This window comes from Puia sp. P3 (assembly GCF_050632245.1).
In the GTDB taxonomy this organism is placed as follows: Bacteria; Bacteroidota; Bacteroidia; order Chitinophagales; family Chitinophagaceae; genus Puia.
The window spans coordinates 433,641-460,519 of record NZ_CP192583.1; the positions used below are offsets into that span (position 1 = coordinate 433,641).

The following is a 26,879-nucleotide window of genomic DNA, read 5'->3' on the forward strand; positions in this document are numbered from 1 at the left end:
GACCGCATTTGGCAAAAAGGCATGCCCGGGATTGGTAGCATTTCTAAAAACCCGTCGCATGAACAAACTTGTACTTTACCTCCTGTTAGCCTGCATGGCACTGGCCCGAGACACATATGCCCAGTCGATTACCCTCTCCGTCAACAATGCTTCCCTGGACACTGTTTTTGCTAGAATCCAATCACAGACCCCTTACCGGTTTGTGTATACCAACGAAGAACTCGTGGGAACGAAGAGAATTAGCCTTTCTGTCCAGAAGGCACCGGTAGAAACTGTGTTGAGTGTCATATTCAAAGACCAACCAGTCGATTATTCCAGGGAAGAGCAGTACATCTATGTACAGAAAAAGCAGGAGAACAAAAGCGGAAATGCTTTTGTGGACCGGGCCGTAGGCATTCGTGGGAAAGTAGGCGATTCTTTAGGCAGTCCCCTCGCCGGTGCCTCCATCCAACTCCGAGGAGCCAAACGTGGCATCCAGACGGACGCAAACGGCGCTTTCCAACTGACTGGACTCCGTGCAGGAGACGTGATCCAGGTGACCTTTACCGGGTACCTCGCCCGAGAGATCAAATTTACTAACCAGACATACCTCAACGTCGTCTTGATCCGCTCAGCGAGCCCTTTGGATGAGATCCAAATTGTTGCCTACGGCAAGACGACGCAGCGCACCAATACAGGAAGCGCCGTTCGGGTGGACGGCAAAACAATAAGTGACCAACCATTAGACAATCCTATCAATGCCTTGGCGGGAAAAGTGCCCGGCCTGTTTGTCCAAAGCGGCCGGGGCCTTCCCGGAACATTTACGAATGTCCAGCTTTCGCGGTATTGGCTCGGTCGCGGCCGGCACCGTTCCGCTCTACATTATTGACGGGATTCCCTTTTCTGGCTATGCGCTTAATAACAATACTACAGTTAATGGCGCTAGCAACGTCATTGCTGGCTACACCAATGCCAGCGGCTTACTAAGCCCCTTCAGCAGTCTCAACCCTTCTGATATCGAAAGTGTAGAGGTACTGAAGGATGCGGATGCTACTGCCATTTATGGATCAAGGGGAGCCAATGGGGTTATACTCATCACCACCAAACACGGCTCGATCGGCAAGACAGCGGGGGATGTAAAAGTCTATCAAGGATGGCAGGCCGCAACTCATATTGTAAAAGGACTGAACACCACTCAGTTCCTGCAGTTGGATCGTGAGGCGTATGTCAACGACAAGGTAACACCTACACCAACTATTGCGCCTGAATTATTTGTCTGGGACTCTACCAAATCAGTCGATTACCAAAAGAAGATCCTCGGAAGTACATCGAATATAACAAACGCAGATATTAGTCTTTCTGGCGGCACAGCAGGAACGCGATTCCTTTTCAATGGAAACTACTTTAAGGAGGGGACGATCTTTCCAGGGTCGTATAACTATTCGAGGGGTGGTGGCCATCTTTCGGTAGATCACAATTCGATTGACGGCAAATTTAATGCGACTTTTTCGGCGAGCTATTCCGCCGACGTAAATAATACTCTTGGTCAGAGTATTGCATCATTTAATTACTACCCGAATTACCCTCTTTACGATAGCACTGGAAAGCTGAACTGGGCGACTTCCAATTATCTTGGCATTATGAAAGAGACGAGCAAGGCCTCAACCCAGAATATGTTCGCAAATGGTATGTTGAGTTATACGCTCCTGAATGCTTTAAAGATTAAGATTGATGCAGGATACAACAAGGTCTATATAAACGGTACAACAATTTATCCATTGGAATCATCAAACCCAGCCTACAACCCTGTGAACAAGGCCATATACGCAAATAACTCAATATCCTCTTTTATCGCCGAACCTCAAGCCGAATACAGCAAAAAGATACAGAAGCATAAAATAACGCTTCTTGGTGGGGGTAGCTATCAATATCAATTTACACAAGGATCTATAATAGCCGGACAGAATTATAGCAATGAAGCCTTACTTCAAAATATTGGCGCGGCGGGTAGTATAGCTACATTTCCGGCACCTCAATCATCATATACTCAGTATAAGTATGCTTCTGTATTTGGTCGCACAACTTATGATTTCTCGGATAGATATATTGTAAACGCTAGTTTTAGAAGAGATGGATCATCTCGTTTCGGCCCTGGGCGGAAATATGGGAATTTTGGTGCTTTAGGCGTGGCCTGGGTATTTTCAAATGAGAAATTTGTCAAAAATCCCTTTCCTTGGTTAAGTTTTGGTAAAATCAGGGGAAGCTACGGTACGGTCGGGAATGACCAAATTGCCGACTACCAGTATCTAGCAACATACAGCACCAACTCCACGTACCAGTCTACAAGTTCCTTGGCTCCATCTCGGCTCGCAAATCCCAATTACAGTTGGGAAGTAACGAAGAAATTAGAAGGAGCAATAGAATTGGGGTTTTTGAGAGATCGGATTTTAATTACGGCTGCGTGGTTTAGAAACAGGAGTAATAACCAATTAACAGGTTATCCACTGCCAACGCAGACAGGATTCTCTAGCTATCAGGCAAATCTTCCCGCGACAGTACAGAATTCGGGAGAGGAATTTTCCTTTACCTCGGTAATTATTAAGAGCAAGCATTTTACTTGGTCTACGACTGGAAATATTTCTTTTATAAAAAATGTACTTGTGTCGTATCCGAACTTGACAACCAGTTCGTATAAAAACACCTATGTGGTTGGACAATCACTATCTATAAAGAAAGGATTTGCTTTTGATGGTATCAATGCTTCAAATGGTCTACCTGAATTCAGAACAAGTAAAGGACAAGATACGGTTTCCCCGGCTTATTTTGCGGACTATGTTGTCTTAGGAAAGACAATGCCAGATTTTTACGGGGGATTATCTAATACTTTTTCGTATCGGGGATTTGAATTCGGATTTACAATTCAGTTTGTAAAGCAGCAAGGGGCCTACCCTTCTTATTGGCCAGGAATGGCAGGATTTACTGGTTATATGCCTCCGGAAAGCATGGATCGATGGACACATCCGGGTCAAATTACTTCTGTGCCAAGATCCTCCACTACGATATATGAACCAGTGTCGGCACAAGCGTATCAAGCCTGGTTTTCTTCAAGTCGTTTTTGGGGGGATGCGTCATATGTAAGGTTGAAAAGCGCGAGTTTATCCTACTCTTTTGATCAAGGCATTCTTAGTAAGGTTCATCTAGCCCGTCTTAGGTTTTTTGCCGAGGGTCAAAACCTTTTCACGCTGACTAAATATACTGGTACAGATCCAGAGAATCCGGCAGGGACATTAATCGCGCCTCAGTTAAGAACCCTCGTATTCGGAATTCAAGTAACTCAGTAATTATATTATATTTTATGTTTAATATTAGTAAATCGTGTTGGGCAATTTTCTTAGCAAGCATTTTAGTTATTTTATTTTCTTGTGAGAAATTGGTGTCTGTTCAACCGCCAATTAGCCAAATTACAAATGCAAATGTACTTACGTCCGATGAGTCAGCAAATGCTGTGATTCTTGGGATGTATGCTAAAATTATAAATGGCACTAGTTTCGATTTTTTGCCAACTTTGTTGCCGGCACTTACCGCCGACGAGTTAAAGAGCTATTCCACCAATACGGCATATATATCATACGCGACAAATAATATTTCTTCTGCTGATACTTATATTGAGAATATTTGGAGTTTTTCCTATAATGTAATTTATCAAGCCAATGCTTTTTTGGAGAACATTGAACAAGCGCAGGCTGTTTCATCAGGCGCTAAAGCACAATATTCAGGAGAGGCTTTATTTATGCGAGCATTTATGTATTTCAATCTTGTTAACCTTTTTGGTCGAGTCCCTTTGATTAACTTTTTCTGATGTTACCGCATCTTCAACTAAGCCGAGAACTTCAACAGATTCGGTATATAAATCAATAATCAACGACTTGACTAACTCTTCAATATTGCTCGGGATCAATTATATCACAACTGATCGATCGAGGGCAAATAAATATGCCGCCATGGCGCTGCTTGCTCGTGTCTATCTTTATCAAAGGCAGTACGATAGCGCGATTCAGTACTCATCACAGGTAATAAACAGTGGCACATATTCTATAAATACCTCATTAAGCAATGTTTTTCAGAAGACTAGCCCTGAAACAATATTGCAATTTGCAACGCCAAATGGTTATACTGATATTGGAGCCACGTTTATTCCCAACTCCCAATTGCCGAATTTTGCATTTACCAATGACTTTTTAATCAATGTCGAATCTGGAGACCATAGGGTTACCTTTTGGATGGGAACGACTCTTAATGGAGGTGCCACTTACTATTATCCATTCAAATACAAAAATAAAAGTATCAACACGACAAATCCGGAGTATTTGGTAACAGAAAGACTTGCTGAGCAATATTTGATTCGAGCTGAAGCATATGCTAATGAGAATAAAATAACTCAAGGTATCTCTGATCTCAATGTGATTCGGTTCCGTGCTGGGCTGCAAGCGAACTCAGCTCAAACTTCCGTGGATCTTTTGAATGCGCTAGCAAAGGAAAGGCGAGTCGAGCTATTTTCCGAATGGGGTCATAGATGGTTTGATTTGAAAAGGACTGCGGAAGTTAACACTATCATGTCTATCATCAAGCCTAATACCTGGTCACCAAATGACACACTTTATCCAATTCCTTTGGTAGAAATGACCGCAAATTCAAATTTGATTCAAAATACCGGCTATTAATTTAACGTCATGAAATCTCTTTATAAGTTAATAAAGCTTCTTTTCCTAATTTCTACTATTTGCGGAAATGCTTATGGTCAGGGGTAGCGATAAAGCCAGTTTTGTATTATAATTTAGGTGATTATGTTCCCAATATTTCTCTAGGAAGACTGGTGAATTCAACTAAGGTGGGGTTGTCGTTTGGGGAACTAAAAGGTAAATTGATTATCTTGGATTTCTGGGCATTGTGGTGTAGTCCATGCATCAATTCTTTATCACATATGGACTCACTACAACGGTTATATGGAGATAAAATCGCAATTATTCCCATTGATGGGCTCGACAGGGGGGATAATGCGACACGAGCCGAAGCATTTTTTAGGAAAAACAAATTTATTATCCCTACGGTTGTTGAAGATACAGTATTGAAAACGATATTTCCGCATAAATCAGTGCCTCATGAAGTTTGGATTAGCCCTGATGGGCGAATATTGGCAACAACCGGACATGATGAAGTTACGAGAGAAAATATTGACGATGCTCTGGCGGGTAGGCTTTTAACAGTTAAAATAAAAAGGGATGATCTGACCTTTGACTTACATAAGCCTCTTTTTGTTAGCGGAAATGGTGGCAAATGTGACTCTTTTCTATACAGAAGCCTACTTACTCGCGAAATACCTTCAATAGGGTCTGGATACCGGCAAACTCCAATTGTAAGAGATGGTAAACTTTACCTAAGATCGTTCCAGGCTACAAACCTGCCCGCAATTAGTATATATATGGCTGTTTGGAATGAGGGTAAGGCAGGGTTATTAGTAAATCCTACTCGAGTTCTAATTGATGCGAGAGATTCAGTATATAGCCCTTGGGACTTTAGAGATCCTGGATCAAGGTGGCGAAGGGTAAAGAACTATTGTTATTCATTTGACATTCCTGTTGAGGTTTCAGATTCAATTTTTTATCGTCAGCTCATGTTAGATGATTTGAATAGGATTTTCAATTATCAAGGTAGAATTATTAAAAAGAGGGTTGAGAGTATTGTGCTCAGGCCAGTTAATTCAAGGGGCGATCTGCTTAAGTTGAAGGCCGGAAATGCAGAAAAAGTTGGACTCAGATACAGCGATGAAAGGGGCTCCATTTTGGATAGTGTAGTAAATATACCATTTTGTGATTTTATAAACTATTTGTCGAGATTTTATTATTCGGCATGTCCCATTTATGATGAGACTGGACTTGATAGTACACGAATAACTATGAAGATAAATATCCGGTACAAGAAAGATCGGGCATGTGAATCGATAATTAACTACGATGAGTGGAGAACTGCGTTTAGAAGAAACGGAATTGATTTAATTGTTGAGAAACGTGACACAGAGGTGCTTGTTTTATCAATTCCCGACTAATTTTAAAAGCGAATAGATTTGCAATGATCTAGTAGTAGTCGAGATTAGATAATGTTTGGTTATGGAAATGGACCTTAGGTTTTCGTTACGGTGTTTTGGTAAGTAGTAGGTCTCTTGATAGCGCATTTTGTTTAGATTATAGACATCGATAGCGTTAATGCTGTTGAATTCTGATTGATTTTCATTGTCTGCTCTTAATCTCGAGCAAATATATAGGTTGTCATTGTAAGATGCGAAACAAGAATTTAAGACGAAAGTTGGGCTCGAGTTTGTAATGATACCATTTCTGTCTTTGACTTTAACAGAAGGGTGTGCTACAGTATCTATTGTGGTTAATGTTCCTATCAATGTCAAATTCGTGTCCATAATTAAAATATCATGATAAAAGTAATGTGAGTAAATGATTTTAGAAGTTATAGGATCGAAATGAAGCTGACCATCGTTTCTGAATCCACCATCGTTGTAAATAGGTCCGTATGATTTTGTCTTTAGGATAATGGAGGAGGTGTCCTTCCAAAGTGAAAATTCTCCATCTCTTCTCCTATCATCAAATTCACGGAAAATGAAGTTCCCTTGAGGCAAAAGTTATCGCTCTGCTGAAGAGAGATCCCGGTTTCTTTATAGAGTCCAACGTTTTTAGTTTCAGGTTGTATATAAAAATGGTATTTAGATTAAAGGCGAAGATTTCAACATGGCCGCTGGATACATAAGAGAAGAAAGCGGTTTTTATTTTAGCAGAAATATCGGATGGTATTTCAAGTTTTATATTTTCATTAGTTCCCTCTAAAATATTTAATCGTGAAATTGTAGTGACGTCGTTATAGGTTAGGAAAATAGCTGACTCGTCTGCATATGCAATATCTCTTATATCGTCTGTTAAGTCAAATGATTTTAATAGTATTGGTTGGAATCTGCTTTTTTGACGACTGAATCCATTTTTAGCTTTGTTTATGCCTTTGGAGCGCGAGATTAACGTAAAGAGGAGTGACGTTACTAATATTGTTATTACGCATAAAATTGAGAAATCTTTCATTAATTCATAATTAAGGTGTCAATGATGTTATTAATAAAGCCCCTAGTTAAAGGGGCTTTATGGCGAAGATCACTCAGATTGTTGAGCACTGGCCTACGAAGGCTCCATCTTGGTAGATGTTTGCACAGAATTCTTTGTTACTTGTGCAGTTGGTGTCTACGTACGCTTGCGTAAGTGGATTTCCAAATCCATCGGTGTAGGTTCTAGCGATGGAGTGTTGTTTGGTTGCAAAGACGGCAACACCGCTGATCAGTAGCGCAATGGCTGTAAGGCCTAGATTTTTCTTTTTCACAAAAAAGGATGTTTAAATGTGGTTTAATTTTCTTTTCGGATGCCTATTGGGAATCACGTTCCAACTGTGATACAAATTGGTTGTCTTTGTACTCGTTTGCGCAAAAATTTAGTGTCCCGGCACTGCAATTTGCGACATCTGCTGCATGTAGCTGTTGGTGATTGATGTCAGTCCAGGTAGTTGTGGCGCGGTGACTTGCTGAGGCAGTGGCCCCGATTGCGCCAGTCAGAATAAGAATGGCGGCAACGATGAGATTTCTTTTCATAATCGCTTGCGTCTTTAGCAAAGACGCTGAAATTTTAGTTTTTTAATAGTTGCCTACTTTTTTATGCAGGTTTTCGGCTACGTTCCTGTTTGCTCGACTGCGCAGTGAGAAAAGTTTTCAAATATTTACTTAGTGGAATTGTAAGAGGGTTGCTACAAATACTCCATTCTTGTTTTCATTTTGGAATAAAACGTCACCCTGAGTCGCACACATCCGTCTGGCGAATTCGGGAGGTACGTGGCTCCCTAAATCATCTGTTAATGATCTCGCAGATTAGTTATTTCGGCTCACACAGATATCGTGCCGCCAATACTGCAACTAGTATTACTAGTTTCATAAATGGAATACCATATTTAATTTGGATGCCATTGAAGTTGCTCGACAAACACGCCGTCTTGGTAGCAATTAGCGCATAACACAGTTCCACCGGTGCAATGGCTTTCTATCCAGCCAGCCGAAAGTGAATTTCCTTGTCCGTCGGTCGAGGTTTTTGCGATTTGATTAGAAGCATTGACTGTGACACTTGTGATTCCAAGGGGCAGCATAATTGCTACAAATGGGGCTTTTAGCTTTTTCATTTTGAAATTGTTTTATGTGTTTAATAATTCATCCGCGACGGGGGGTAAAGGGTTGGATAGGATGTATTTTCGGATTTTGCGTTCAATGAATATTGCGGGGATCTGCGCGATGACGATGACAGAGTTGAAGTAAAGATGCGTCGTCCAGTTCATCTTGCTGATGATGCCACCGCAGGAGCAGGGAAGATAGTCGCTGTACTTCAACATAGCGGCAATATATTCCGTGAAAAGGAGCATGAGAGCAAAGGATAGATATAGGCCGGTAAGCCGCAATTTGCGCACGACCAGGAGCGCGACTGCCAAAAGCTCCAGTATTGGGATTGCCCATGAAACCGGAATGGCGTAGTCTGTTAAGTAGGGGGATTTAGATATTTGAGTTTCAAAGGTCTCCCGGCTAATCATTTTTATTAGGCCGGTATAAACAAAAGAGCAGTACGAGGATGCTCGAGACGATTTCCGGGATATATTGCCGCTTTATCATAACTATTTGGAGGTGGATTTGATGTGATTGAGATATTTTATGAGGTAAAAGAGAATTCCGGAGGTGCCCATATGAAGGCTTGCATTCGGACGCTCTGCGTTTGTTGCGATCCAGAGCCTGCCCGCATTGCTTCTTACCATAGCAGTATGCAGGAGGATTTCAGTGATCTTTGAGGCCCTGAATAGCCAATCCTGCCTGCGATCTGTTGCGTGCATCTCAAGGTAGATCTCGCCTAGGCCCGCAAGGCCGTTCCCCAGCGAAAGGTCGCTACTGGCAGGATTGACAGGGAATGACTCCAGCAACTGAGCCGCGGTCTGTAGATAAGCTTTGTCCTCGAGTATAGTCGCGGCTCTTATAAATACCCCGGCGAGGCCAGCCTACGCCGGTTAAGGTAATTGGGGCCGCCTCATTGAACACTTGGTAGGAGCGGCGGGTCGATGGAAGAGCGAGATGGCGCAACCCGTTTATTATAACCCCCAGAATATCCTTTGACGGCTTTTTGCCGTAGTATTTTAAGAGAAAGAGGATCATTCCAGCCGAACCGTACGCCAGACAAGAAGATCTCCACCTTTCGCCCTTTAGATGATCTATCACCCAAGCTCCATCTCGCCTTTGTCCGGCAATCAGAGTCGTGACCATGCTGCCGGCAGCCTTCCATCCTTTGTCATCCATGGACTGGCCGAGACAATCCAAGAGAGCTAATCCTGACCGGCCACTCCATCCGCTATCCCAAGTTGAGTGGGGTTTATTCGTTTTAGACGGTGCATTGCGTTTTCATAGGCCGTTCCCGGCTGAATTAATCCCGCGTTGATAGATTTGGTCATGGCAAGGGTAATCCCCGCTAAGCCTTTAAAAAGTCCCGTTCCCAACTGACCACTAGTATTTTCAAGATATGTGGATATATGGGGCCACACCCTTTGCGTTATACCCGAAAGATGGCCTACTTCAAACCCCGAGAACCGCGCTTCAGCAACCAAGTAGAGGACGCCGGCGAGACCCACGGAAAGGCCCGGAGAGGCAACTTTAATGATTTTGGGGGTACCTGATCCTTCATGAAGGTTCGGTCCGTCGAACCAGATGCCCCTTTCGGTCAAGAGTAGCGAATCAGCCAGCCCTAAAAGGCCCTTTTTAATCGTGTCCTCCAACTGCAGAAGAGGCGTCCCATCTAAATCAATTGTCCTTGGCAGCGCTAACCTTGCATTTTTCATTGTATCCAGCAACAGCCCTTGAATTTCTTCTATCGTTGGTCGTTCGTCGGGATCTTCTTTCAAGCAGCCTTGGATGACACCTTGTAGATGCTGCTCAGGGATAAAGAAGTTTAGACTATCCCGAAAGGTCGCCTTATCCTTTGCTCTATCCTAAGAGGCGCCAGCCGGATGAGGGCCGCGATCATTAGCCCCCCGATGGCATAAATATCCTCCTTCGCTGTAGGAGTTGCCGAACTTTGCTGTTCCGGAGAGACATACCCTGGCGTCCCAAACCGGAAGGGGGGATTAGGGAAATGGCGCTCCAGGCTGTACATCAGTTCCAGATCGATAGGGTGGACCATACCATTTTTGGTGAACAGGAAATTGCCCGGGGTAACATCCCGGTGGATGTACCCGGCCCGATGGAGATCGGCGACCAGGTCGACGATCTTTGCCAGAAGCGAAAGGATCTCCAACTTCTTAACCACCACAAGCGACCTCCAGCCCACACCATTATAAATACTTGTCAACACCTCATCCAGGCTATCCCCTTTTATACACTGCGTCACGAGGTAGAAGTCTCCATCGATCTCAAATGCGTCTATGATCTTTGGTGTATGGATATGTTCGGGCAACTTGTTTCCCAAATAGGCCTGCCACTGTAGGCGCTCCTTAATACTCCTGCCCGCGTCATCCATCCACATATTTGCCTTGCCTTCTTTGATGATGCACCACTTGCAGGAATACGAGCCTCTTTAACCAAATGCCTTTATAGACGTTCCCCTTGAAATCCCCTTTCAACCGCTCCGCAGGGACATACCGGCCACGCATTATTTTCTGGTTTGTCTTTGGTTGATAGGTCACAAGTTCACCAAACGGCCATGTTATGCCTTGCTCGAGCTGAAATGGGATGGCGTAATCGTTGATAGCGGCTTTGCCGGCAGCAGGACCACCCACATATCGGGTGAAGACGCCGCCGCCAAGATAATAATCAGTCGAGACTTTTGGACAGCGTATCTCCCTGGTGATCTGTACCAATTGTTTTGCAAGCGTTGCTAAATCCGAATCAACCGCCGGATAGATAACAAATACTTTTCCCAACTTAACCTCGCCGAAACTACCGTCTAATAATCTGGTTAAAAAAAATGATCTTTTGGTATACGAAATGATAGACCATGCTCAACACAAAATTCCACTACGTTCCGCGCAATTTGTAAAAATTGTTGTCTAATAACCGATATATGGAAGATCCAACTCGAGATGGGGTAGGGGACAGGCGGCTCAACATTGAAATAAGGCTCATGACTAACATACTGAGGCCTTAGATCTGAAAAAACCGAGCTAAAATCTCGGATGACTTCTTTTCAGGAACTGCGATGGAAACTACTGTTGTTGCTGAATTCTCCATATCAAGAATAATTTTTTTATACACTTGGGTAAGGATATCACTATCGCCAGAGCAGATAGGACTTGCTGGTCGATCATTCCAGTTCTTACTGGCAAGAGTGTGCGTTCTGGGGAAGTTGGTTGCTTCCACAGCAGTTTCAATACTGGTCATGGACATAATAGATGGTTGCCAGTTCTAAATTGGAATAGATGCAAAAAGATTTACTAAGTGCTCAACTGGTAATCGAAGGGATACGAATTAGGATATAAAATAAATGCACTGGTGGATGTAGTATTGCTGCAAGCTATTTCCGGGTCTGATGGGTCGAGATATTTTGTGTTGCCATTCAATTGTTAATGCAATGTACAAACTAGACCTATGCATTTCCAAATGAAAGCTATTGGCAGCCGGAACTTTGAGCTTGGCAAATTGAATGAAAATATAAGAGAAGAGATTTAGTTAGCGTTTACTCACCTGGCTGGGTGGATATCCGAAATACTCTCGGAATTTGGTGATAAAGCTAGTAGTGAGATCATAGCCGACACGGGCGGCAATGGCCTTCGTTGTGAGGTTTGTTTCTTCGAGAAGCCGGTGGGCTTCCTCCATCCGGGCTTCCAGGTGGTATTCGAAAATGCCTTTCCCAAAGAGCGATTTGAACGCGGTTTTTAATTTCATTTCGTTCATGTGCGCTTCGAGGGCGAGTTGCGCAATGGGAAATTTTTCGGCTGTTTCGGTTCGCAACCGTTCGGCAAGGCGGATCAGACTGGCATGTTGTTCCTGGGTCAATGGTACAGCCGATGGAGCGGCCTGGCCGGAAGCCACTAGTAGTAAGAGCAGATATTCACGGACCTTTAAATTAAAATAAAGCGATTGTGTGTCGGTGGGGACCGGTGGCCGAAGCATGTCCTGGGCGACATGCAGAGCGTTGGACCCGGCTGCCCGGCCGGGAGTGCCTACAAAAAAGGGTGGGGAGCAGGAGGGGATAACACCGAATCCAATAGGGGAAAGCGAGGGAGAAAGGAACGCAGCAGGTCCGCGGACCATGCGATCTCCAGGTGTTGGTATTCTTGCGATTGCTCAAAATGTGCGGTAAGGGCCGTGGCAGGCGACTGCAGTAAGGCAAATTGACCGGGCCGTAAGAACAGGGATCCCAGGCCTTGGATGGAATAGTGCAGGGTACTTTTCAGGGCAAGTAAGGCAACAAGGATCTCGGATCCCTGTTGCGCCAGGAAGTCCATGGGACGAAAGATATCAAATACATGAAAGCGAAGGGAGAAATCCTGCTGATCGAGGCGTTGAAAAACCCACTCTCCGTTGACGCCCCGGGCATGTTGGCTCATACTGTTGGCCAATACCATTCCCCGGTATGAGGCGGGCAGGGTACTCGAAAAGAGGAGCCCTTGTGAAAGTAGTTGTAATTCATCTGGGTGCATAGAACAGGTTACGATAAAAATCATCGCCGTGCAACGGCTAGAACAATGTAAGGAAAAAAAGATAGAGGCAAGGAGGAAGCGGAAGTTTTTGGTGGGCAAATTAGGAGGTGCAATCTGCAATAGATCGTTGTTCTGAAATTTACTACATGGAAACCTGTAAAAATTAAATCAGCAAGAGTTGTTTCGACTTTTCGTTCAAATACCGTGTTTCCACTGTTTTTTAAGTGGAGTAATTTTACTATTGGTCGCTTTTTGGGTGATTTTCTTTGCTCTCTAACCCAAGGAAGGAGATTCCCTGCAACTTCATCATCACAATGAGCAAAAGACCTGGTAGTAAACACCGTTAAATTCATTTTTGATCAGCCCAATCTTTCCTTCCTCTATCTCTATAAATACTGATTGACGGATCATTCGTCAAACTGAGGATATGTTATATCCTTCATCACCGAGTTGTGTCATAGCATGACCAAGATGCGTTTATGCCTTCTGTTTTTTCTTCGGCGTCCATAAGGCACAGTTCCATCCCATCTCAATACCTGCCAACTGTTTTAAAAGAAACCGGCAAAAGCGAAAGTAAGATAGCGGATTCCCACGCGCGACCAAAGGTTCGCCATAACGCCGTTCCGGCGCCCTTCGGGACTTATTGCGCATTCCTTTTGGTGCCTGCCCACGCGCGACCGCTTCTCCATTACTTTCTTTTTTCCGGTTTTTCTTTTTCAAAACAGTTTTTTCTCACTTAAAAATTAATCATTATGGAAAAGATCGAAGGCCACATCGTGGCAAATGCAATCCCCAAGAGCTTTGACAGCGGCAAGTCTGTCGTGAATTTCACCCTCGCGGACAATGACAGCGTACCGGATGGGAAGGGCGGCTTCCAACAACTGACCCGTTTTTCGAGTGTTCGTATTGGGTAGGTCCCGCCATTGCGGCTCATCTTGCAAAAGGACGGCCCATTGTGGTCGAGGGCAGGATCGGCGCACGGGCCTATATCAGCACACACAGTGGCGAAGCCATTCCCGTCCTTACCATCCGCGTTCAGCGAATCGAGTTCCTGTCTTCCGGCCACCAGCCGGAAGATAGCGAGCGGTCTCCCCTTCGGGTCGTCACCGAAGAAACTCCTTTCTAGTTACCTCCTTTCTTTTCATCCTCAAATCATTTTTTATGGCACACAATCTTCATCAGAACGAGCAGACCGGAGAATACAGTTTCTTCTCCGTTAAAGAGAAGGCATGGCATGGCCTCGGCAAGGTCGTCGACCAATACCCCACCAGCGCAGAAGCCATGCGCTTCGCCGGGTTGGACTACACCGTCGAAAAACGCCCGCTTTTCACCTATGATACCGAGAACCAGACCGGCGACCCGCAGTCAGATATTATCATTCCGGAGGTAGAAGTCCCTGGGTATTTCGCCACCGTGCGGACCGATACAGATACGCCGCTCGGCGTGGTGGGCAAAGACTATCAGGTGGTACAGAACCGGGATGCCTTTTCCTTTTTTGATAGTATCGTCGGGGGTGACGGCATACTATACGAGACCGCCGGGGCGCTGGGCAATGGGGAGCGTATCTTCATCACCGCCAAGCTACCCGACTACATCCGGGTAGGGGAGAAGGACCTCATTGAGCAGTATTTATTCCTCACTACCTCCCATGATGGGTATGGCAGTATTACCGCCGCTTTTACCCCGATCCGTATCGTTTGCAACAATACATTGAATGCAGCCCTCCACGCCAAGACCAACGCCATCAAAATCAGGCATACCGCGGGAGCGGAGGAACGGCTGGAGCAGGCCCATCGGGTGATGGGGATCAGTAACCGGCTCAGCCTTGAGTTGGAGACCATCTTCAACCGCTGGGCGAAAGTAAAGATCACCGACCCGGAAGTCCGAAAATTGATCCAACTGGCGATGGTCCCCAATAAGGAAGTATTGGCGAACCTGAATGCAGGCAAGGACGATGAACTGTCGGCTTGCTTCAGGAACATGGTCGACGATGTATACGGGTATGCGATGGGACATCCTACCCAACTCCTTCCGACTACGGCGGGCACTGTCTACGGGGCCTATAACGCGGTAACGGGCTACTTCCAGAATAAACGCAGTTACAAGGACGACGAAGCGAAGGTAAAATCTCTCTTCTTCGGCGGGACGGCTCAACTCCGCACGCAGGCGGCTTTCAACCTGTGCGCCGACTTCGAAAAAGTGGCCCCGGTGTATTGCAGCTCAATTGATTTCTTCAACGGGGGGACCAACACCCCCATTTTTCCACTTTTCAACTAATTTTTATGTCAAAGAAAATAGCTAAGGATAGAACGGCTATCACAGCCGAAGGCACCGCCATCATCGAACAGCCCGGTGGGCAATTCCAACGAATCGCGCTCACCGAGATTGATTCCAGCCCGTTTAACTACAGGAAACTATTCCCGCCGGCGCAGTTGCAAGAACTTGCCGCCAGTATTGCGCTGCATGACGTGATCGAAAACCTGACCGTACGGCTGGTGCCTTCGGGCCGGTATGAACTCGTGACGGGTGAACGCCGGTTTCGGGCGGCTGCGCTGGCAGGCTTGACATCGGTTCCCTGTATGATCCACATCTATACAGACGAACAGGTCCGTCAGATTCAGCTATCTGAGAACCTGCACCGGGAAAACCCGACCCCGCTCGAGGAAGCGGAGGCTCTGCAAGCCTTGCTGAATGATCATAAATCTATCGATGTCGTCGCCAGCAAGGTGGGTAAATCCAAGACCTACATCTATAGCCGTCTGAAACTCCTGTCGCTGATTCCCGCTATTCAGGAAATGCTGATGGCTGGTAAGTTCACGATACAGGAATCTGTCCTGATTGCTTCCCTCGTCGCCGCCTCCCGAGGAACAGTTTTTTGCTGACTACTGCGCCGACTGGACCGATGAGGATTTTGAACGCCCTGATCTGGACGAGGCGTTGGAGCGGTTCACGTATGTACTGGCAAAAGCGCCCTTCTCTCTCGATGATGTAACCCTTAACCCGGAAATGGGGGCCTGCTCTGCCTGCCCGTTTAACACTGCTTCGGCCAGTCTCTTTCCCGAATTGGCAGCCAAAGCCGTCTGTACCAACAGTAAATGCTTCGATCATAAATCCGATGCCCAGTTCCTGAACGGTCTGCGCGGATTGGTCCAACTAAAACAACCCACCGCACTATTGTTCTATGGGGCACCCTCCCCTTACCTGCGTAAGATGGTGGAGCAGGTGCCGGAACTGAAGGAGGTGCATACCTATAATTATTACCAAGTGGACATCATTAGCGCACCGGAACCGCCTTTGAAAGAGGACTATTATTTCGAGGGAGAAGAAGGCGAGGAAGGAGAACCGGACGACGAAGGGTATACACAGGGCGTGGAAGAATATAACGCAGAGAAAGCCGAGTTTGAACAGGCCCTGATCGATAAGGCCCTGCTGGAAGGGATGCTAATCACCGAGACCAAGATCGGGACGGTACTGTTCAACCCTGACCCCAACTGGCACAAGGTGCTGACACAGGGTCGCAAAGAACTACCGACTGCCAAAGCTGTTCAGGCTGCTATCAAAGCCGGTACTGCAACCGTTGAATTACTCACCGGAGAGATCGAGCGGATAGAAACTCGCGCCAGCCGCAACCGACAGCTAGATCGGGAAAAGGTCCAGCAGACCGTATACAAGGAGGTAGTCGGGAAACTCGAGACGGGAGGCTCTGCTGCCCCGCTGACCGAAAAGGACTGGCCTGCAGTCTGGTTCCTCATCTTCAAGTCGCTGGACTGGTCCAGCCAGTCAGACGTAGAAGAAACGTTATGGCCAGCCCCCGAAGGTGAGGAGAACGAGGAGACGGAACAGGATTCCATATATGCCCGGATGCAACGGCTGACCCCGGCACAATGCGCCTATCTGGTTCGAAAGGCGGTGACCTCCAAAGCGGAGAGCAAGTCTGCCACCAGCGATCTGGGCTATTTCCTCTACCAAATGGCCGGTAGCCTCTCCATTGATACGGAAGCTATCGAACAGAACCAGTTGGAAAAAGCCGATACCCGGCAGGAAAAGAATGAAGCCCGCATCCGCGATCTCAATAAGCGGATCAAACGACTGGCGGCACGCCAAGCCAGAGCGGAAGAAGTAAAACAGTAATTCAATCACCAGTGCGCCCTTTGCGGAGGGCGCACTTTTATACTACGCATATGAATCCCATTCACTATATCAAAAGCGGCTCCTTTCCGATCATCGTGGCCTTCAGCGGCGGAAAGGACAGCATTGCCATGGTTTTGCACCTGCTCGAGCAGGGGATCGATCGTCACCGTATCCATCTGCATCACCACGATGTAGATGGCGCGGGCGTGCCGTTGTTCGACTGGGCCTGTACGGCCAGCTATTGCCGGGCTTTTGCCCATGCCTTCGGCCTTTCGCTATATTTCTCTTACCGGGAAGGAGGCATCCTTCGGGAAATACTCCGGCAGGACGAACCCCGGCAGGATGTCTATTTTCAAAAAGTGCCCGGTGGCCCCTTCCATTGCATCCCAGCTAAGAAGTCCGCCCGAAACACCCGCCTGAAATTCCCGGCTGTCAGCGCCGACCTGCGCACCCGCTGGTGCAGTTCCACCGTGAAGATCGACGTGTTCAACACGGTTATCCGTCACCACGAAACGTACCGGCGCGAGATCATGGTCGTGACGGGGGAACGGGCAGAAGAAAGTACCGCCAGGAGTAAATACCAGCCACAGGAAACGCACTCCACGAATACCCTTTTCCGAAAAGCAACCCATTGGCGACCTGTTCTTCACTGGTCGGAGGCGGAAATCTGGGCTATCCTTCAACGCTGGCGGGTTCAGCCTCACCCTGCGTATATGCTCGGATGGAACCGGTGCAGTTGCCAACTCTGTATCTTCAACTCGCCCAACCTTTGGGCGACCATTCACAAGTTGTCGCCGGAGAAAGTGGAGCGGATCGCCATCGTCGAACAGTTCACCGGCTTCACGCTGTACAACCGGCAAACCATCTACCAGCGGATTGCATTCGGCGAGCCGCTGCAAAACTTGTCGGCGTACTGGGTAGCACAGGCTACCGGGGCTTTTACAAATCCTATTCTCATAGACGAGTGGACGCTACCCCCAGGTGCTTTCAGCCGAGAACCCGCCGGCAGCGTCTAAACTGCCCAGGATCTGGTCCAGATCGTCGGAAACGACCCGCCCTTAAGGGGCGGGTCGTTATTTATATTGCCGAGGCGATATTAATGCTATATATATGCATTATTTTTACCCTACGGGCTGATAATCATTTGGAAAAGTCGATTATTTTACGTATTTTGTAATGAAGGGGAAATTAAAACACCCCTATATCATATGAACACCGTTGCCTATAGGCACATCCCATCCATGAAAGCTGTTTTCAGGGTCCAAGAGGACTGCTGCATCGAAAAAGTCATCTATGAAGGTGACAGAACCCAGATCGGTATTGTTGGCCTGTTGGACAGGTACAATGAGCAGGTCGGCCCACTTCTTTGCGCCTGCGACCCTACGCGGCCCATCTACGAAATCTCCGAAAAGGAGTATTATGCAAAACGCCAGGCGGTTTGCAATCTGCTGGCTGCCTAGCTGCCGATAACAGGTTAGCTTCTTAACCTGGACATTCACTTTCAAACAGTTCAAAACCAATCGTTGCGTCGGCACCCGGACCGGTGGACCCACACTTTTGTTGGGGCTTCCGGACGGGACACCGGCAACGTATGTTGCCATCGGAAAGGGGTGACTGGTTGGTCGCTTTTGTCAACTACGACTACCGTTTAACGAACATCAAAGATGTGAGGCAAGCGCCTGGAACAGATTGTGTGACGCACGAGTTCAATGAACTCCGGAGAGACATAACTCAGCTTCCCTTGACTGAGACTGCTTTAAACGGTAATTTAATGTTACTGACATATTGTTGGGTTACCTATAAATATGCCGGAGTGCGAAAAATTTGTAATTTTAATAAAAGCCGCAGCGTAATGAATGCAAGAAGTTATAGAGTAAATCTGAGCCTTTCGCCATTAGATTTCCCTGCCATAATGGGGTTGGGACAGTCATCAGTTTCTTACCAATCAGAACCCCATATCAATAAGAAGAATGTAGTATTAACAATAACTAAGAAGTATGTCCTTACCGACATGAATACAAATAGGGAGCATGAGGTTCTTTCTGTTAAATCTGACTATGAAATACCATTCAACCTAATAAGAAGCAGAGAAGATGTTTATGAATTTTATAAAGATGCGACACTAAGCCTGAACGAAGCATATCAGAATGCTAGAACACAATTGCCAGCACTTCGCAACATACCATTCCCCAACCAACCAATAGAAAATTACAAAGGAGAGATTGACCGTGTTTTTAATTTATTAAATAGTCAAAACTGATTTAGCCCCGGTGTGTCTTTTTGCTGTTGGCATCCATAGTCAAACCTACAATCCACAAAATGATCGCTGGGTCAAGCGTGATAGCGACACCGGCCGGTTTATGGACCAGAAGGCAGACGATAAGCCATCCAAAGGAATCCGAAAGGAGAAATGACAACGTTACAGGCCAGACCTTACAAGTCTGGCTTTTTTATTTCGGTCTCGATGATGCACTCGATCTGGCCAGTCTGGACGGCCGCCGTATTTTTAGACGTGATCTCATAGTCGATTGCAAAGCTTTCCGTTCCCTTAAAAAGCAGATAAGCCGGAAATGCGACGCGGACGTTGGGATTGATGGCAGAAAAGGTGTACCGTACCTGGGTAAACCCCGGCAGATCATCGAAGACTTCCCGGTTGAACAATTCGCCCAGTGTTCGACTGAATTTGTCTTTGCGGAGCTCCAACTCTTTGCCCGAAGAAAAAGGCGGAGATTTGACTCCCATAAATGTGCCATGGGATCAACAATCGGGTCAGGTGGGTACGGTTTCACAAAGCTGTCACCAGGGTGGGCAAGCAGGGATGTTAACGGCTTCTCGACCATGAGCAGCTTTAACACGTCAATGTCGTCCGGCACATAAAATCTATCGGCCGTGATGATTTGGATAACTTCCGGGACCTTCAGGGTAACAGACACTTCTTCATCGTGACTGCTGCCGGCATTCTCCAGGACGAAGGGCAGGTAGTAGAGGGTATTGACAAAGTCAATGGTAGCTACCAACTCATCCAGGGTCTCGAACGTCCAGCGCAAATTCCGGATCGCCAGGTACTTCGCTTTTTCCTCCTCCGTTCCCGCATAGTCAATGCCGACTCCCCATGGACCGGGCAGGGCATATTTTTGCTTGACGTTACCGATGTTAAAAAAATCGCTGGGGAGTTTACGAACTAGATATTGCCGCACTTTCTCGGCCAAATACGTCTTTTCTGACTCGGAGATCTCTATGGGTGTAAAGTCGCCGAAGGGAATAAATGCCGGGATTTTTAGTAAAGGAAGCCCAAAGTCTGGCTCTTCTTCCTTAGGTTCCTCCCGGGGCGGTAAGTGGATTTTCGACGCTGTATTGAACTGTTCCATTGCCTCGGTCAGACGGAAATTGAGCCAATCCTCCGGGTTCAATTGGAACCGCATGGGCCGAACTGTCGAGACCAGCTTTCGGTTCTCCTGCTGGTAGACCCCCACCAGCAGCCGGTCTTGTCGCCCTTCGAGTTTGAGCCCCCGCTTATAGTTGTTCGTTACCCATCGCAGCAAATCTTCGGTCCATTGTTCCCTGGAGGCCCGGGTGCCGAATACCGCAAACTGAAAGAATTGATAAAGCAACCCACCGGTGATCACCACCAGGGTATCGTGGGTAGGGGAGAAATTTTGCTGAGAAAGAAAGCGATGCACCTCATTTTGCACATGCCCTTGGAGGACGTCCAGGTTGAAGATCATCATTTCCACGTGTACCCGGTCGGCAAACGGTTGCAGTTCCGGACTTAGGTCAGACGATTGCCGGCTGTTCAGTTTATTGACAAATTCACTGACAGTATCCGTTCGATTGCCGATCAGGATCATCTCATACTCCTGCGCATCCGGTACGTCTGTGACCATCGCCGTCAGCCAATGGAGGATGTCCGCCTTAGCAAAATTATTGATGGAGGATTTGACCTGCTGACACTTCCTGGCACCGGCTCCGTCTTCCCAAAGCATATCTACTTTGTCATTATTGGTGACAGGCTCAATGGTCAAATATTCCCAATGCGAGTCCACCAGGGAATGAAGTACGCTTGCGATCGTCTGATACACGAACCCTCGGATAGCATGTTGTCCACTCATAGTATAAGGCTTCACTGCGGCAAACTGCCATTTTTTCGGTAGCAGCAAAGCAAGAACAAATATACTTATTTCTGGAAGTGCCCTTTCATCTCAACTTATTCCTGTCCATTTCCGCTCCGAAAACTCCCTTTCAGCAGCTTTGGCTATTCCCATCTCCTGACCGAATTCAAGACAGGTGCTGAAAGGCACTTCGTTCTATTTTTGTTACACAGCAATTCTCAATGTCCAACAAGGAAGTGGCAGAGACGACCGATAAGTATGATAGGGGAGCGTTGACAAAGCGCACGACTAAACTTTAAATAGGCAAGAAGATGCCCTGTGTTCCGGCATCTGCAAGATGTACGGTTGTTGAACAACCGAATCTTGCCCTTCGCTGCGGAACTTGCTTCGGGAGTAGATGCTAACAGAAAAAATGATTGAAAAGTGTAAATGAAAATGTGATGAAAGATCAATCCAACAGAAGCAGGCTCGTCGGGCTTCGCTTCACGCGCGATGAATTTGAGAAGCTCGATGGCTGGCGAAGACAGTCGACGACGCCCGAACTAAGTGAATTTATCCGTCGGGCGCTTTTCCATAAACCGATCACCTTCCACCAGCGCAACCAGTCGCTTGATGACTTTATGGCGGAAATGATGCGACTCCGGACCGAGCTCAATGCGGTCGGCAACAACTTTAACCAGGCAGTCAAAAAGCTCCATACGTTGTCCCGGTTGTCCGAATTCCAGGACTGGCTGTCCCGCTATGACCAGGATCGTCAGAGCCTCCTGCAGTTGATGGATAGCATAAAAACTCGTATCAATGAAATTGCTGATCAATGGTTACAGTAATCCATCAGAGCAAGAGCCTCCACAATGCCGTTAATTATAATGAGCAGAAGGTACAGGCCGGGAAAGCGATCTGCCTGCTGGCCGTCAACTATCCCAAGGATCCCGAGGACCTCAACTTCTATCAGAAACTGCACCGCCTAACCAACCAGGCGGCACTCCGTCCCAGGACGAAGGTCAACAGCCTGCACATCTCGATCAATTTTGAACCGTCCGAAAAGCTTTCACGGGAAACGCTCGAACAGATCGCCCGCAATTATATGGACCGGATCGGCTTCGGCCAGCAGCCCTACCTGGTATACGAACACCGGGATGCCGGTCACCCCCATCTCCATGTGGTCACGACCAATATCACCCCGGACGGCAAGCGCATCGGGCTCCATTACCTTGGCAAGAACCAATCTGAGCAGGCCCGCAAGGCCATCGAAAAAGAGTTCGGCCTGATCCGGGCGCAGGACCAGAAACAGAAGGCGGGCCACGAATTGAAAGCGGCCAGCATCAAAAAGGTAGTGTATGGACAATCAGACACCCGCCGCGCGATCATGAATGTCTTAGACGCCGTGCTGGACAAATACAAGTATACCTCTCTGGAGGAGCTAAATGCGATCCTGCGGACTGCCAACGTGCAGGCTAGCCGCGGCAACCCAAGTTCCAGAACCTACCAGACCGGGGGGCTCGTCTACCAGGTCCTTGATGAACAGGGAAAACCTGCCGGCTGTCGGATCAAGGCCAGTGCCTTTTATAATAAACCAACCCTGCCTTTTTTGCAGGAACGCTTCACCGCCAATGCGGCTGAACGGGCAGCGCTCGAAAAGAGGTTGCGGTTGGCGGTTGACTGGTATTTCCTCAAAAGCCGGCAGCCGACTCGTGAAGGCTTGAAAGGCGCGCTCGAAAAAGAAGGGATCACATTGGTTCAGTATACCGCTAAGGATGGACGGATTTTCGGCGTCAGTTACATCGACCACAAGACGGGCGGGGTGTTCAAAGGAAGCGATCTCGGAAAGGAATATGCCAGCGAGGGCATCGGCCAGCGCATGAACCCGCAGATAGAAACTCCTGCAAAAAACGAGCGGCAACGTTCGCCGTCGAATAGCCAGCCGCCCGCCTCCACTCCGCGACAGGACCATCTCCAGAGATCCGTTCCGGAGATACCCGCGTGGTTTCAGCCGGCATCTTCCAGCGGCCCGGAGAAGCCGCCACCATCCGATCCACACGTGGGCTTACCCTATGAATTACAGGAAAATGAGAGAAAGCGCCGCCGGCGAAAGCGGCTTCGATTATAAGTGAACAGTTTCTCCAGTCGTGTGAAAGAGAAAAGGAGGGAGTATGAATACGGGAGACAACGAACAGGGCCTGCGTAGGATCATGGACATGATTCGTATGGGTAGCCTCGTGCTGCTGGGGTTACATTACTATTTTACTTGCTACGCAGCTTTCGAGGCCTGGGGCCTTCGATCCAAATTGACAGATCGCATTCTGCTTAATATCGGCCATACAGGTTTTTTCGATCGACCCGTCATGGCCAAAGGTATTATCCTGGCGCTGCTGGCCGTCGCCTTGCTCGGAGTTCGCGGAAAAAAGATGGAAAAGCTCCGGCAGCGGACTGTCGTTGCATACATCCTAACAGGTGCCACCATCTATTTCGCCAGCGTCCTCTGTCTTTTAATCCCCGGGGATGACAGCATCGTGGCGGTCTTGTACATGGCGGCAACCTCGCTCGGCTATTTACTTTTTCTTAGCGGGGCGACGCTGCTCTCCCGTGTGATCCGGCAAAAGCTGAGCAAGGATGTCTTCAATACGGCCAACGAGTGGTTTCCGCAGGAAGAACGGCTGATCACCAACGAATTCTCCTTTAATCTGCCGATGTGCTATCGTGCCGCTAAGGGCTGGCGCGACAGTTACCTGAATTGTATCAATCCGAGAAGGGGTGTCTTAATCTGTGGTTCTCCAGGCAGTGGAAAAAGTTTTCATATACTGGAAAATTTTCTACGCATCCAAATCCGCAAAGGCTATAGCCAGTTCACATATGATATGAAATTTCCGGAGCTAACGACCCTTGTCTATAATTATTACCTGAAGCACCGGAAGGACTACCCCAAACCACCCCGTTTCTGCACCATTAATTTTAGCCTGCCGGAATATTCTCATCAGTGTAACCCCCTTCATCCGGCGTACATGCTCGACCAGATCGACGCCATTGAAGCGTCAAGGACGATCCTGCTATCGATCAACAAAAGCTGGGCGCAACGCCAGGGTGAGTTCTTCGTCGAGTCGCCAATGAACCTGCTGGCGGCCGTGATCTGGTACCTACGAAAGTACCGGAACGGTGAATTTTGCACCCTGCCGCACGCCATTGAGATGCTCCAACTACCTTATGATGAGCTGTTCACCATATTAAGAACGGAAGAAGATATTCTCATTTTGCTGAACCCATTTATCAGCGCCTACGAGAATGATGTGATGGAAACGCTTGACAACCAGGTCAGCAGTGTCAAAATCCCGCTTGGCCGCTTGGCCAGTCCAATGTTGTACTGGGTCATGTCGGGTAACGACTTCACGCTTGACATCAACAACCCCAACGATCCGAAGCTATTCTGCCTAGGAAATGACCCGACGAAAGCGGAGGCGCTCGCACCTATTATGTCGCTCTACGCTGATCGAATGAACAAGATCATCAATGTGCAAGGCCGGATGAAATGCGCGACCAACTACGATGAATTCGCAAGCCTCAGGGCAGCCTCAGTCCAGACCGTGATTAGCCAAGGCAGATCCAATCTCATCGCCTGCGTGATCGCCATCCAGGATATCTCGCAGCTCCGCAAAGTGTATAGCCGCGATGAGGCGGATGCCATCTGGAACATGACCGGGAATATTATTAGCGGCCAGGTCGCCGGCGACAGCGCGCGCCAGTTGGCAGAGCGCTTTCCGAAGACCCTGCAGGACAAAAACAGCCTCTCGATCAATCGAACGGATGTCAGCGTCAGCAAGGCTAAGCAGTTGGAATTTGCCGTTACGGCGAGCTTGATCAGTAACCTGAGTAGCGGGGAGTTTGTCGGGGTGGTGGCGGACAATCCCGATCAGCCCATTGAGTTGAAAGCTTTTCACGCCAAGGTGGTCAATGATCTGGCCGCAATTACCCGGGAAAAGAAGCAATTTGTGCCCCTACCGGTGATAAAAAAGGTAGACGCCGGTACCATTCAGCGTAATTTTTTGCAGATTAAAACCGATATCGAGGATCTGAAAATAAGTGAACTAGAACGAATTAATAGCGACCCGAGCCTTGCCCGCCTCATTGTGACTAAGGCTTAAATGCCCGGACAAACGACCACTGGCATGCGGCGACCCGTGAAAACACCCTTTTTTATGGAAACGTCACACCTTGATGAATCGCATCTTCATTTCCATCTAGTAAATAGCTATCTTTCCGTCGAAACAGCAACTAATCAATGCATTGGCCGTGCCATTTTCTGCCGGAGCGACCTGTCATTGGTCGAGGGAATGCTTCCGGGATCGAATGACTAATAGCTTGGGCAGAATGAATAGCTTATCAATCAAGCAAAATTTAGTATCGCCCGGCTTTTGGTGATTGCTATCAATAACCTTACTCTAACCCCTCTACTCGAAAATGAAGCAAACCCCTCATGGTTCTTTCGCTCACATCAAAGAGTCACTCATCCAATACCTGGAAACTCAGTATAAAATAGCCAATTCAGTAATTTTCGATGAACGGGGCAAAATACTTCGAGAGGGGGATAAAGTCGCCCAGGTTCCCTTCATCGAGGCGACGCCGAACTTTGTGGCCAATAATTTTCTGCGTGATCTGGAGGTCAGGCACGAGACTATTGCTACGGGGCTCTCGGATCTTGTTCAACATGGCGTTGCGGTCGACCGGCATAAAATTTACACCCATCAGGAAGAAGCGTTGCTTGCCTCCTTTGGAAGACAGCCTAATTTACTGGTTGCGACGGGTACCGGCTCCGGTAAAACGGAAGCGTTCTTGCTGCCCATATTGTCCAAACTTATCAATGAGTCAAGGGGATGGTCTCCTCCGGATAATACAGATCTGATCAGCAGATATGATCAACGGCGCGAAACCTGGTTAGCTTCCAGGCGGGCGGAAAATCGACCAGCTGCGATTCGAAGTATCATATTGTATCCGATGAATGCCCTGGTGAATGACCAACTCACGCGGCTTCGAAGAATCCTTTCACTTGGCGAATCTCCCAATTGGCAAAGATCAAACTTAAATGGTAACCTTGTCCATTTTGGAATGTATACCAGTCTAACGCCACTAGCGGGGAGTTGGAATGAGGCCTGGCGGCGAGAAAAGGTCGAACGTTTCCTGGCTGAAATTCAACGTGATTGGGATAACCTCCCTGCCTCATATCGGGAATTGGGTACTTGGCCTCGGCCGGATTCTGCAGAAATGTTGACCCGGTGGGATATGCAGTCCTATCCTCCGGACATATTAGTGACAAACTACTCGATGCTTGAGTATATGCTGATGCGCCCGGTAGAAAGTACGATGTTCGACCAAACAAGGGAGTGGCTCCAAAATGATCCGAGTGCTCATTTTACCTTGGTGCTTGATGAGGCACATACCTATTCTGGGGCAAAAGGCACGGAGGTCGCCCATCTCATTCGGCGCCTGAAAGAGAGATTGGGCCTAAGCGCCAGCCGCAAATTTCAGGCGATTGCAACCACGGCGTCGGTTCCGCCCACGGCAGATAACCAGCTTAAAGAGTTCACCAGCGCGCTTTTTGGGGAGCCAGAGGCGAGTTGGACATTAATTCGGGCAGGCGTCGCGCCTTCGAAGCCTGACACGAGGGATGCCGATCGAATTGCCCTTGCAGCTTTTAGCCTGTTCCAACGCGACTTTGAGTTACAATCTCCGCGGCTGGCCATTCAGCGGCTGGCAGGAGCCTACCAAATCGCTGACATAGACTTCTCTAATGGCGATGAAGCGGCGCTTTATTCTCTTATCAGGGATAATCCGTTCATAGAATGGGTTAGAAGTAAGACTGCACGGAATGCTACCCCTTGAATGACGTGGAATTGGGTTGTTGGGGTGGAGAAA

At 47.6% G+C, this 26,879-nt stretch carries 28 protein-coding genes and 2 pseudogenes; 17 read left to right on the plus strand and 13 right to left on the minus strand.

Going from position 1 to position 26,879, the window contains the following annotated elements:
• Window positions 1–58: 58 nt before the first annotated feature.
• The 6 genes and pseudogenes from ACQ86N_RS02595 to ACQ86N_RS02620 all read left to right on the plus strand — a co-directional run bounded on the left by ACQ86N_RS02595 (window position 59) and on the right by ACQ86N_RS02620 (window position 6,082).
• Entirely contained in the window at window positions 59–868 is an 810-nt protein-coding gene (locus tag ACQ86N_RS02595; RefSeq protein ID WP_431213809.1) for a carboxypeptidase-like regulatory domain-containing protein, read from the plus strand.
• Window positions 768–3,320: a SusC/RagA family TonB-linked outer membrane protein gene (locus ACQ86N_RS02600; RefSeq protein WP_431213810.1), complete on the plus strand. Its 2,553-nt coding sequence runs from the start codon at window positions 768–770 to the stop codon at window positions 3,318–3,320. The genes ACQ86N_RS02595 and ACQ86N_RS02600 overlap by 101 nt, the downstream gene beginning before the upstream one ends.
• A 14-nt stretch (window positions 3,321–3,334) precedes the next feature.
• On the plus strand, window positions 3,335–3,838 hold the full coding sequence (locus ACQ86N_RS02605) for a RagB/SusD family nutrient uptake outer membrane protein (protein ID WP_431213811.1): 504 nt from the start codon (window positions 3,335–3,337) through the stop codon (window positions 3,836–3,838).
• Between the two features lie 28 nt (window positions 3,839–3,866).
• Window positions 3,867–3,995, plus strand: a pseudogene (locus tag ACQ86N_RS02610) (hypothetical protein); the annotation flags it as partial.
• Window positions 3,981–4,700 (plus strand): RagB/SusD family nutrient uptake outer membrane protein, encoded by a 720-nt coding sequence (locus tag ACQ86N_RS02615; RefSeq protein ID WP_431217955.1) that lies wholly within the window; start codon window positions 3,981–3,983, stop codon window positions 4,698–4,700. The pseudogene ACQ86N_RS02610 and the gene ACQ86N_RS02615, both read left to right, overlap by 15 nt.
• A 260-nt stretch (window positions 4,701–4,960) precedes the next feature.
• Window positions 4,961–6,082, plus strand: coding sequence for a TlpA family protein disulfide reductase (locus ACQ86N_RS02620; RefSeq protein WP_431213812.1), 1,122 nt, complete (start codon window positions 4,961–4,963; stop codon window positions 6,080–6,082).
• 553 nt (window positions 6,083–6,635) lie between these two features.
• Here ACQ86N_RS02620 and ACQ86N_RS02625 read toward each other — a convergent pair.
• From ACQ86N_RS02625 to ACQ86N_RS02675, 11 genes and pseudogenes are all read right to left on the minus strand, one after another.
• Complete coding sequence (locus ACQ86N_RS02625) at window positions 6,636–7,115, minus strand: hypothetical protein (protein ID WP_431213813.1); 480 nt, start codon at window positions 7,113–7,115, stop codon at window positions 6,636–6,638.
• 910 nt (window positions 7,116–8,025) lie between these two features.
• Complete coding sequence (locus tag ACQ86N_RS02630) at window positions 8,026–8,250, minus strand: hypothetical protein (RefSeq protein ID WP_431213814.1); 225 nt, start codon at window positions 8,248–8,250, stop codon at window positions 8,026–8,028.
• A gap of 12 nt (window positions 8,251–8,262) precedes the next feature.
• Window positions 8,263–8,715, minus strand: a complete 453-nt coding sequence (locus ACQ86N_RS02635; protein ID WP_431217956.1) for a MauE/DoxX family redox-associated membrane protein — start codon at window positions 8,713–8,715, stop codon at window positions 8,263–8,265.
• An 18-nt stretch (window positions 8,716–8,733) separates the two neighbouring features.
• A pseudogene (locus ACQ86N_RS02640) lies at window positions 8,734–9,093 on the minus strand (lanthionine synthetase LanC family protein); the annotation flags it as partial.
• Between the two features lie 336 nt (window positions 9,094–9,429).
• Complete coding sequence (locus tag ACQ86N_RS02645; protein WP_431213815.1) at window positions 9,430–10,002, minus strand: hypothetical protein; 573 nt, start codon at window positions 10,000–10,002, stop codon at window positions 9,430–9,432.
• Between the two features lie 47 nt (window positions 10,003–10,049).
• Window positions 10,050–10,616: a protein kinase domain-containing protein gene (locus tag ACQ86N_RS02650; protein ID WP_431213816.1), complete on the minus strand. Its 567-nt coding sequence runs from the start codon at window positions 10,614–10,616 to the stop codon at window positions 10,050–10,052.
• Window positions 10,609–11,019 (minus strand): hypothetical protein, encoded by a 411-nt coding sequence (locus ACQ86N_RS02655; protein ID WP_431213817.1) that lies wholly within the window; start codon window positions 11,017–11,019, stop codon window positions 10,609–10,611. The genes ACQ86N_RS02650 and ACQ86N_RS02655 overlap by 8 nt, the downstream gene beginning before the upstream one ends.
• Window positions 11,020–11,239: 220 nt before the next feature.
• Window positions 11,240–11,476: a hypothetical protein gene (locus ACQ86N_RS02660; RefSeq protein ID WP_431213818.1), complete on the minus strand. Its 237-nt coding sequence runs from the start codon at window positions 11,474–11,476 to the stop codon at window positions 11,240–11,242.
• Window positions 11,477–11,764: 288 nt separating this feature from the next.
• Entirely contained in the window at window positions 11,765–12,208 is a 444-nt protein-coding gene (locus ACQ86N_RS02665) for a helix-turn-helix transcriptional regulator (RefSeq protein WP_431213819.1), read from the minus strand.
• Between the two features lie 50 nt (window positions 12,209–12,258).
• Window positions 12,259–12,858: a hypothetical protein gene (locus ACQ86N_RS02670; protein WP_431213820.1), complete on the minus strand. Its 600-nt coding sequence runs from the start codon at window positions 12,856–12,858 to the stop codon at window positions 12,259–12,261.
• Window positions 12,859–13,215: 357 nt separating this feature from the next.
• Window positions 13,216–13,458 (minus strand): hypothetical protein, encoded by a 243-nt coding sequence (locus ACQ86N_RS02675; protein WP_431213821.1) that lies wholly within the window; start codon window positions 13,456–13,458, stop codon window positions 13,216–13,218.
• 32 nt (window positions 13,459–13,490) lie between these two features.
• Between ACQ86N_RS02675 and ACQ86N_RS02680 the strand changes: the two genes are divergently transcribed.
• Genes ACQ86N_RS02680 through ACQ86N_RS02705 form a run of 6 tightly spaced genes read left to right on the plus strand, consistent with a single transcriptional unit; the run spans window position 13,491 to window position 17,885 of the window.
• Entirely contained in the window at window positions 13,491–13,652 is a 162-nt protein-coding gene (locus tag ACQ86N_RS02680; RefSeq protein WP_431213822.1) for a hypothetical protein, read from the plus strand.
• 41 nt (window positions 13,653–13,693) lie between these two features.
• Window positions 13,694–13,864, plus strand: coding sequence for a hypothetical protein (locus ACQ86N_RS02685; RefSeq protein ID WP_431213823.1), 171 nt, complete (start codon window positions 13,694–13,696; stop codon window positions 13,862–13,864).
• 35 nt (window positions 13,865–13,899) lie between these two features.
• Entirely contained in the window at window positions 13,900–15,015 is a 1,116-nt protein-coding gene (locus ACQ86N_RS02690; RefSeq protein ID WP_431213824.1) for a DUF932 domain-containing protein, read from the plus strand.
• A gap of 5 nt (window positions 15,016–15,020) precedes the next feature.
• Window positions 15,021–15,620, plus strand: a complete 600-nt coding sequence (locus ACQ86N_RS02695; RefSeq protein ID WP_431213825.1) for a ParB/RepB/Spo0J family partition protein — start codon at window positions 15,021–15,023, stop codon at window positions 15,618–15,620.
• Window positions 15,577–16,869: a hypothetical protein gene (locus ACQ86N_RS02700; protein ID WP_431213826.1), complete on the plus strand. Its 1,293-nt coding sequence runs from the start codon at window positions 15,577–15,579 to the stop codon at window positions 16,867–16,869. The genes ACQ86N_RS02695 and ACQ86N_RS02700 overlap by 44 nt, the downstream gene beginning before the upstream one ends.
• 50 nt (window positions 16,870–16,919) lie before the next feature.
• Window positions 16,920–17,885 carry a phosphoadenosine phosphosulfate reductase family protein gene (locus ACQ86N_RS02705; RefSeq protein ID WP_431213827.1) on the plus strand — a complete coding sequence of 322 codons (966 nt, stop codon included), beginning with the start codon at window positions 16,920–16,922 and terminating at the stop codon, window positions 17,883–17,885.
• Window positions 17,886–18,068: 183 nt separating this feature from the next.
• On the opposite strand, the gene ACQ86N_RS02710 is transcribed toward ACQ86N_RS02705, so the two are convergent.
• Entirely contained in the window at window positions 18,069–18,368 is a 300-nt protein-coding gene (locus ACQ86N_RS02710; RefSeq protein WP_431213828.1) for a hypothetical protein, read from the minus strand.
• A 92-nt stretch (window positions 18,369–18,460) separates the two neighbouring features.
• On the opposite strand from ACQ86N_RS02710, the gene ACQ86N_RS02715 reads away from it, so the two are divergent.
• Window positions 18,461–19,129 carry a hypothetical protein gene (locus ACQ86N_RS02715; protein WP_431213829.1) on the plus strand — a complete coding sequence of 223 codons (669 nt, stop codon included), beginning with the start codon at window positions 18,461–18,463 and terminating at the stop codon, window positions 19,127–19,129.
• Window positions 19,130–19,319: 190 nt separating this feature from the next.
• Here ACQ86N_RS02715 and ACQ86N_RS02720 read toward each other — a convergent pair whose 3' ends face one another.
• Window positions 19,320–20,948, minus strand: a complete 1,629-nt coding sequence (locus ACQ86N_RS02720) for a hypothetical protein (protein ID WP_431213830.1) — start codon at window positions 20,946–20,948, stop codon at window positions 19,320–19,322.
• Between the two features lie 470 nt (window positions 20,949–21,418).
• On the opposite strand from ACQ86N_RS02720, the gene ACQ86N_RS02725 reads away from it, so the two are divergent.
• The 4 genes from ACQ86N_RS02725 to ACQ86N_RS02740 all read left to right on the plus strand — a co-directional run bounded on the left by ACQ86N_RS02725 (window position 21,419) and on the right by ACQ86N_RS02740 (window position 26,846).
• Complete coding sequence (locus tag ACQ86N_RS02725) at window positions 21,419–21,805, plus strand: plasmid mobilization protein (protein ID WP_431213831.1); 387 nt, start codon at window positions 21,419–21,421, stop codon at window positions 21,803–21,805.
• The gene (locus tag ACQ86N_RS02730) at window positions 21,793–23,085 is read left to right on the plus strand and encodes a relaxase/mobilization nuclease domain-containing protein (protein ID WP_431213832.1); all 1,293 of its coding nucleotides are present in this window, start codon (window positions 21,793–21,795) and stop codon (window positions 23,083–23,085) included. The genes ACQ86N_RS02725 and ACQ86N_RS02730 overlap by 13 nt, the downstream gene beginning before the upstream one ends.
• Window positions 23,086–23,128: 43 nt before the next feature.
• Window positions 23,129–25,111, plus strand: coding sequence for a YWFCY domain-containing protein (locus ACQ86N_RS02735; RefSeq protein WP_431213833.1), 1,983 nt, complete (start codon window positions 23,129–23,131; stop codon window positions 25,109–25,111).
• A gap of 316 nt (window positions 25,112–25,427) precedes the next feature.
• Window positions 25,428–26,846: a DEAD/DEAH box helicase gene (locus ACQ86N_RS02740; RefSeq protein WP_431213834.1), complete on the plus strand. Its 1,419-nt coding sequence runs from the start codon at window positions 25,428–25,430 to the stop codon at window positions 26,844–26,846.
• Window positions 26,847–26,879: the final 33 nt, after the last annotated feature.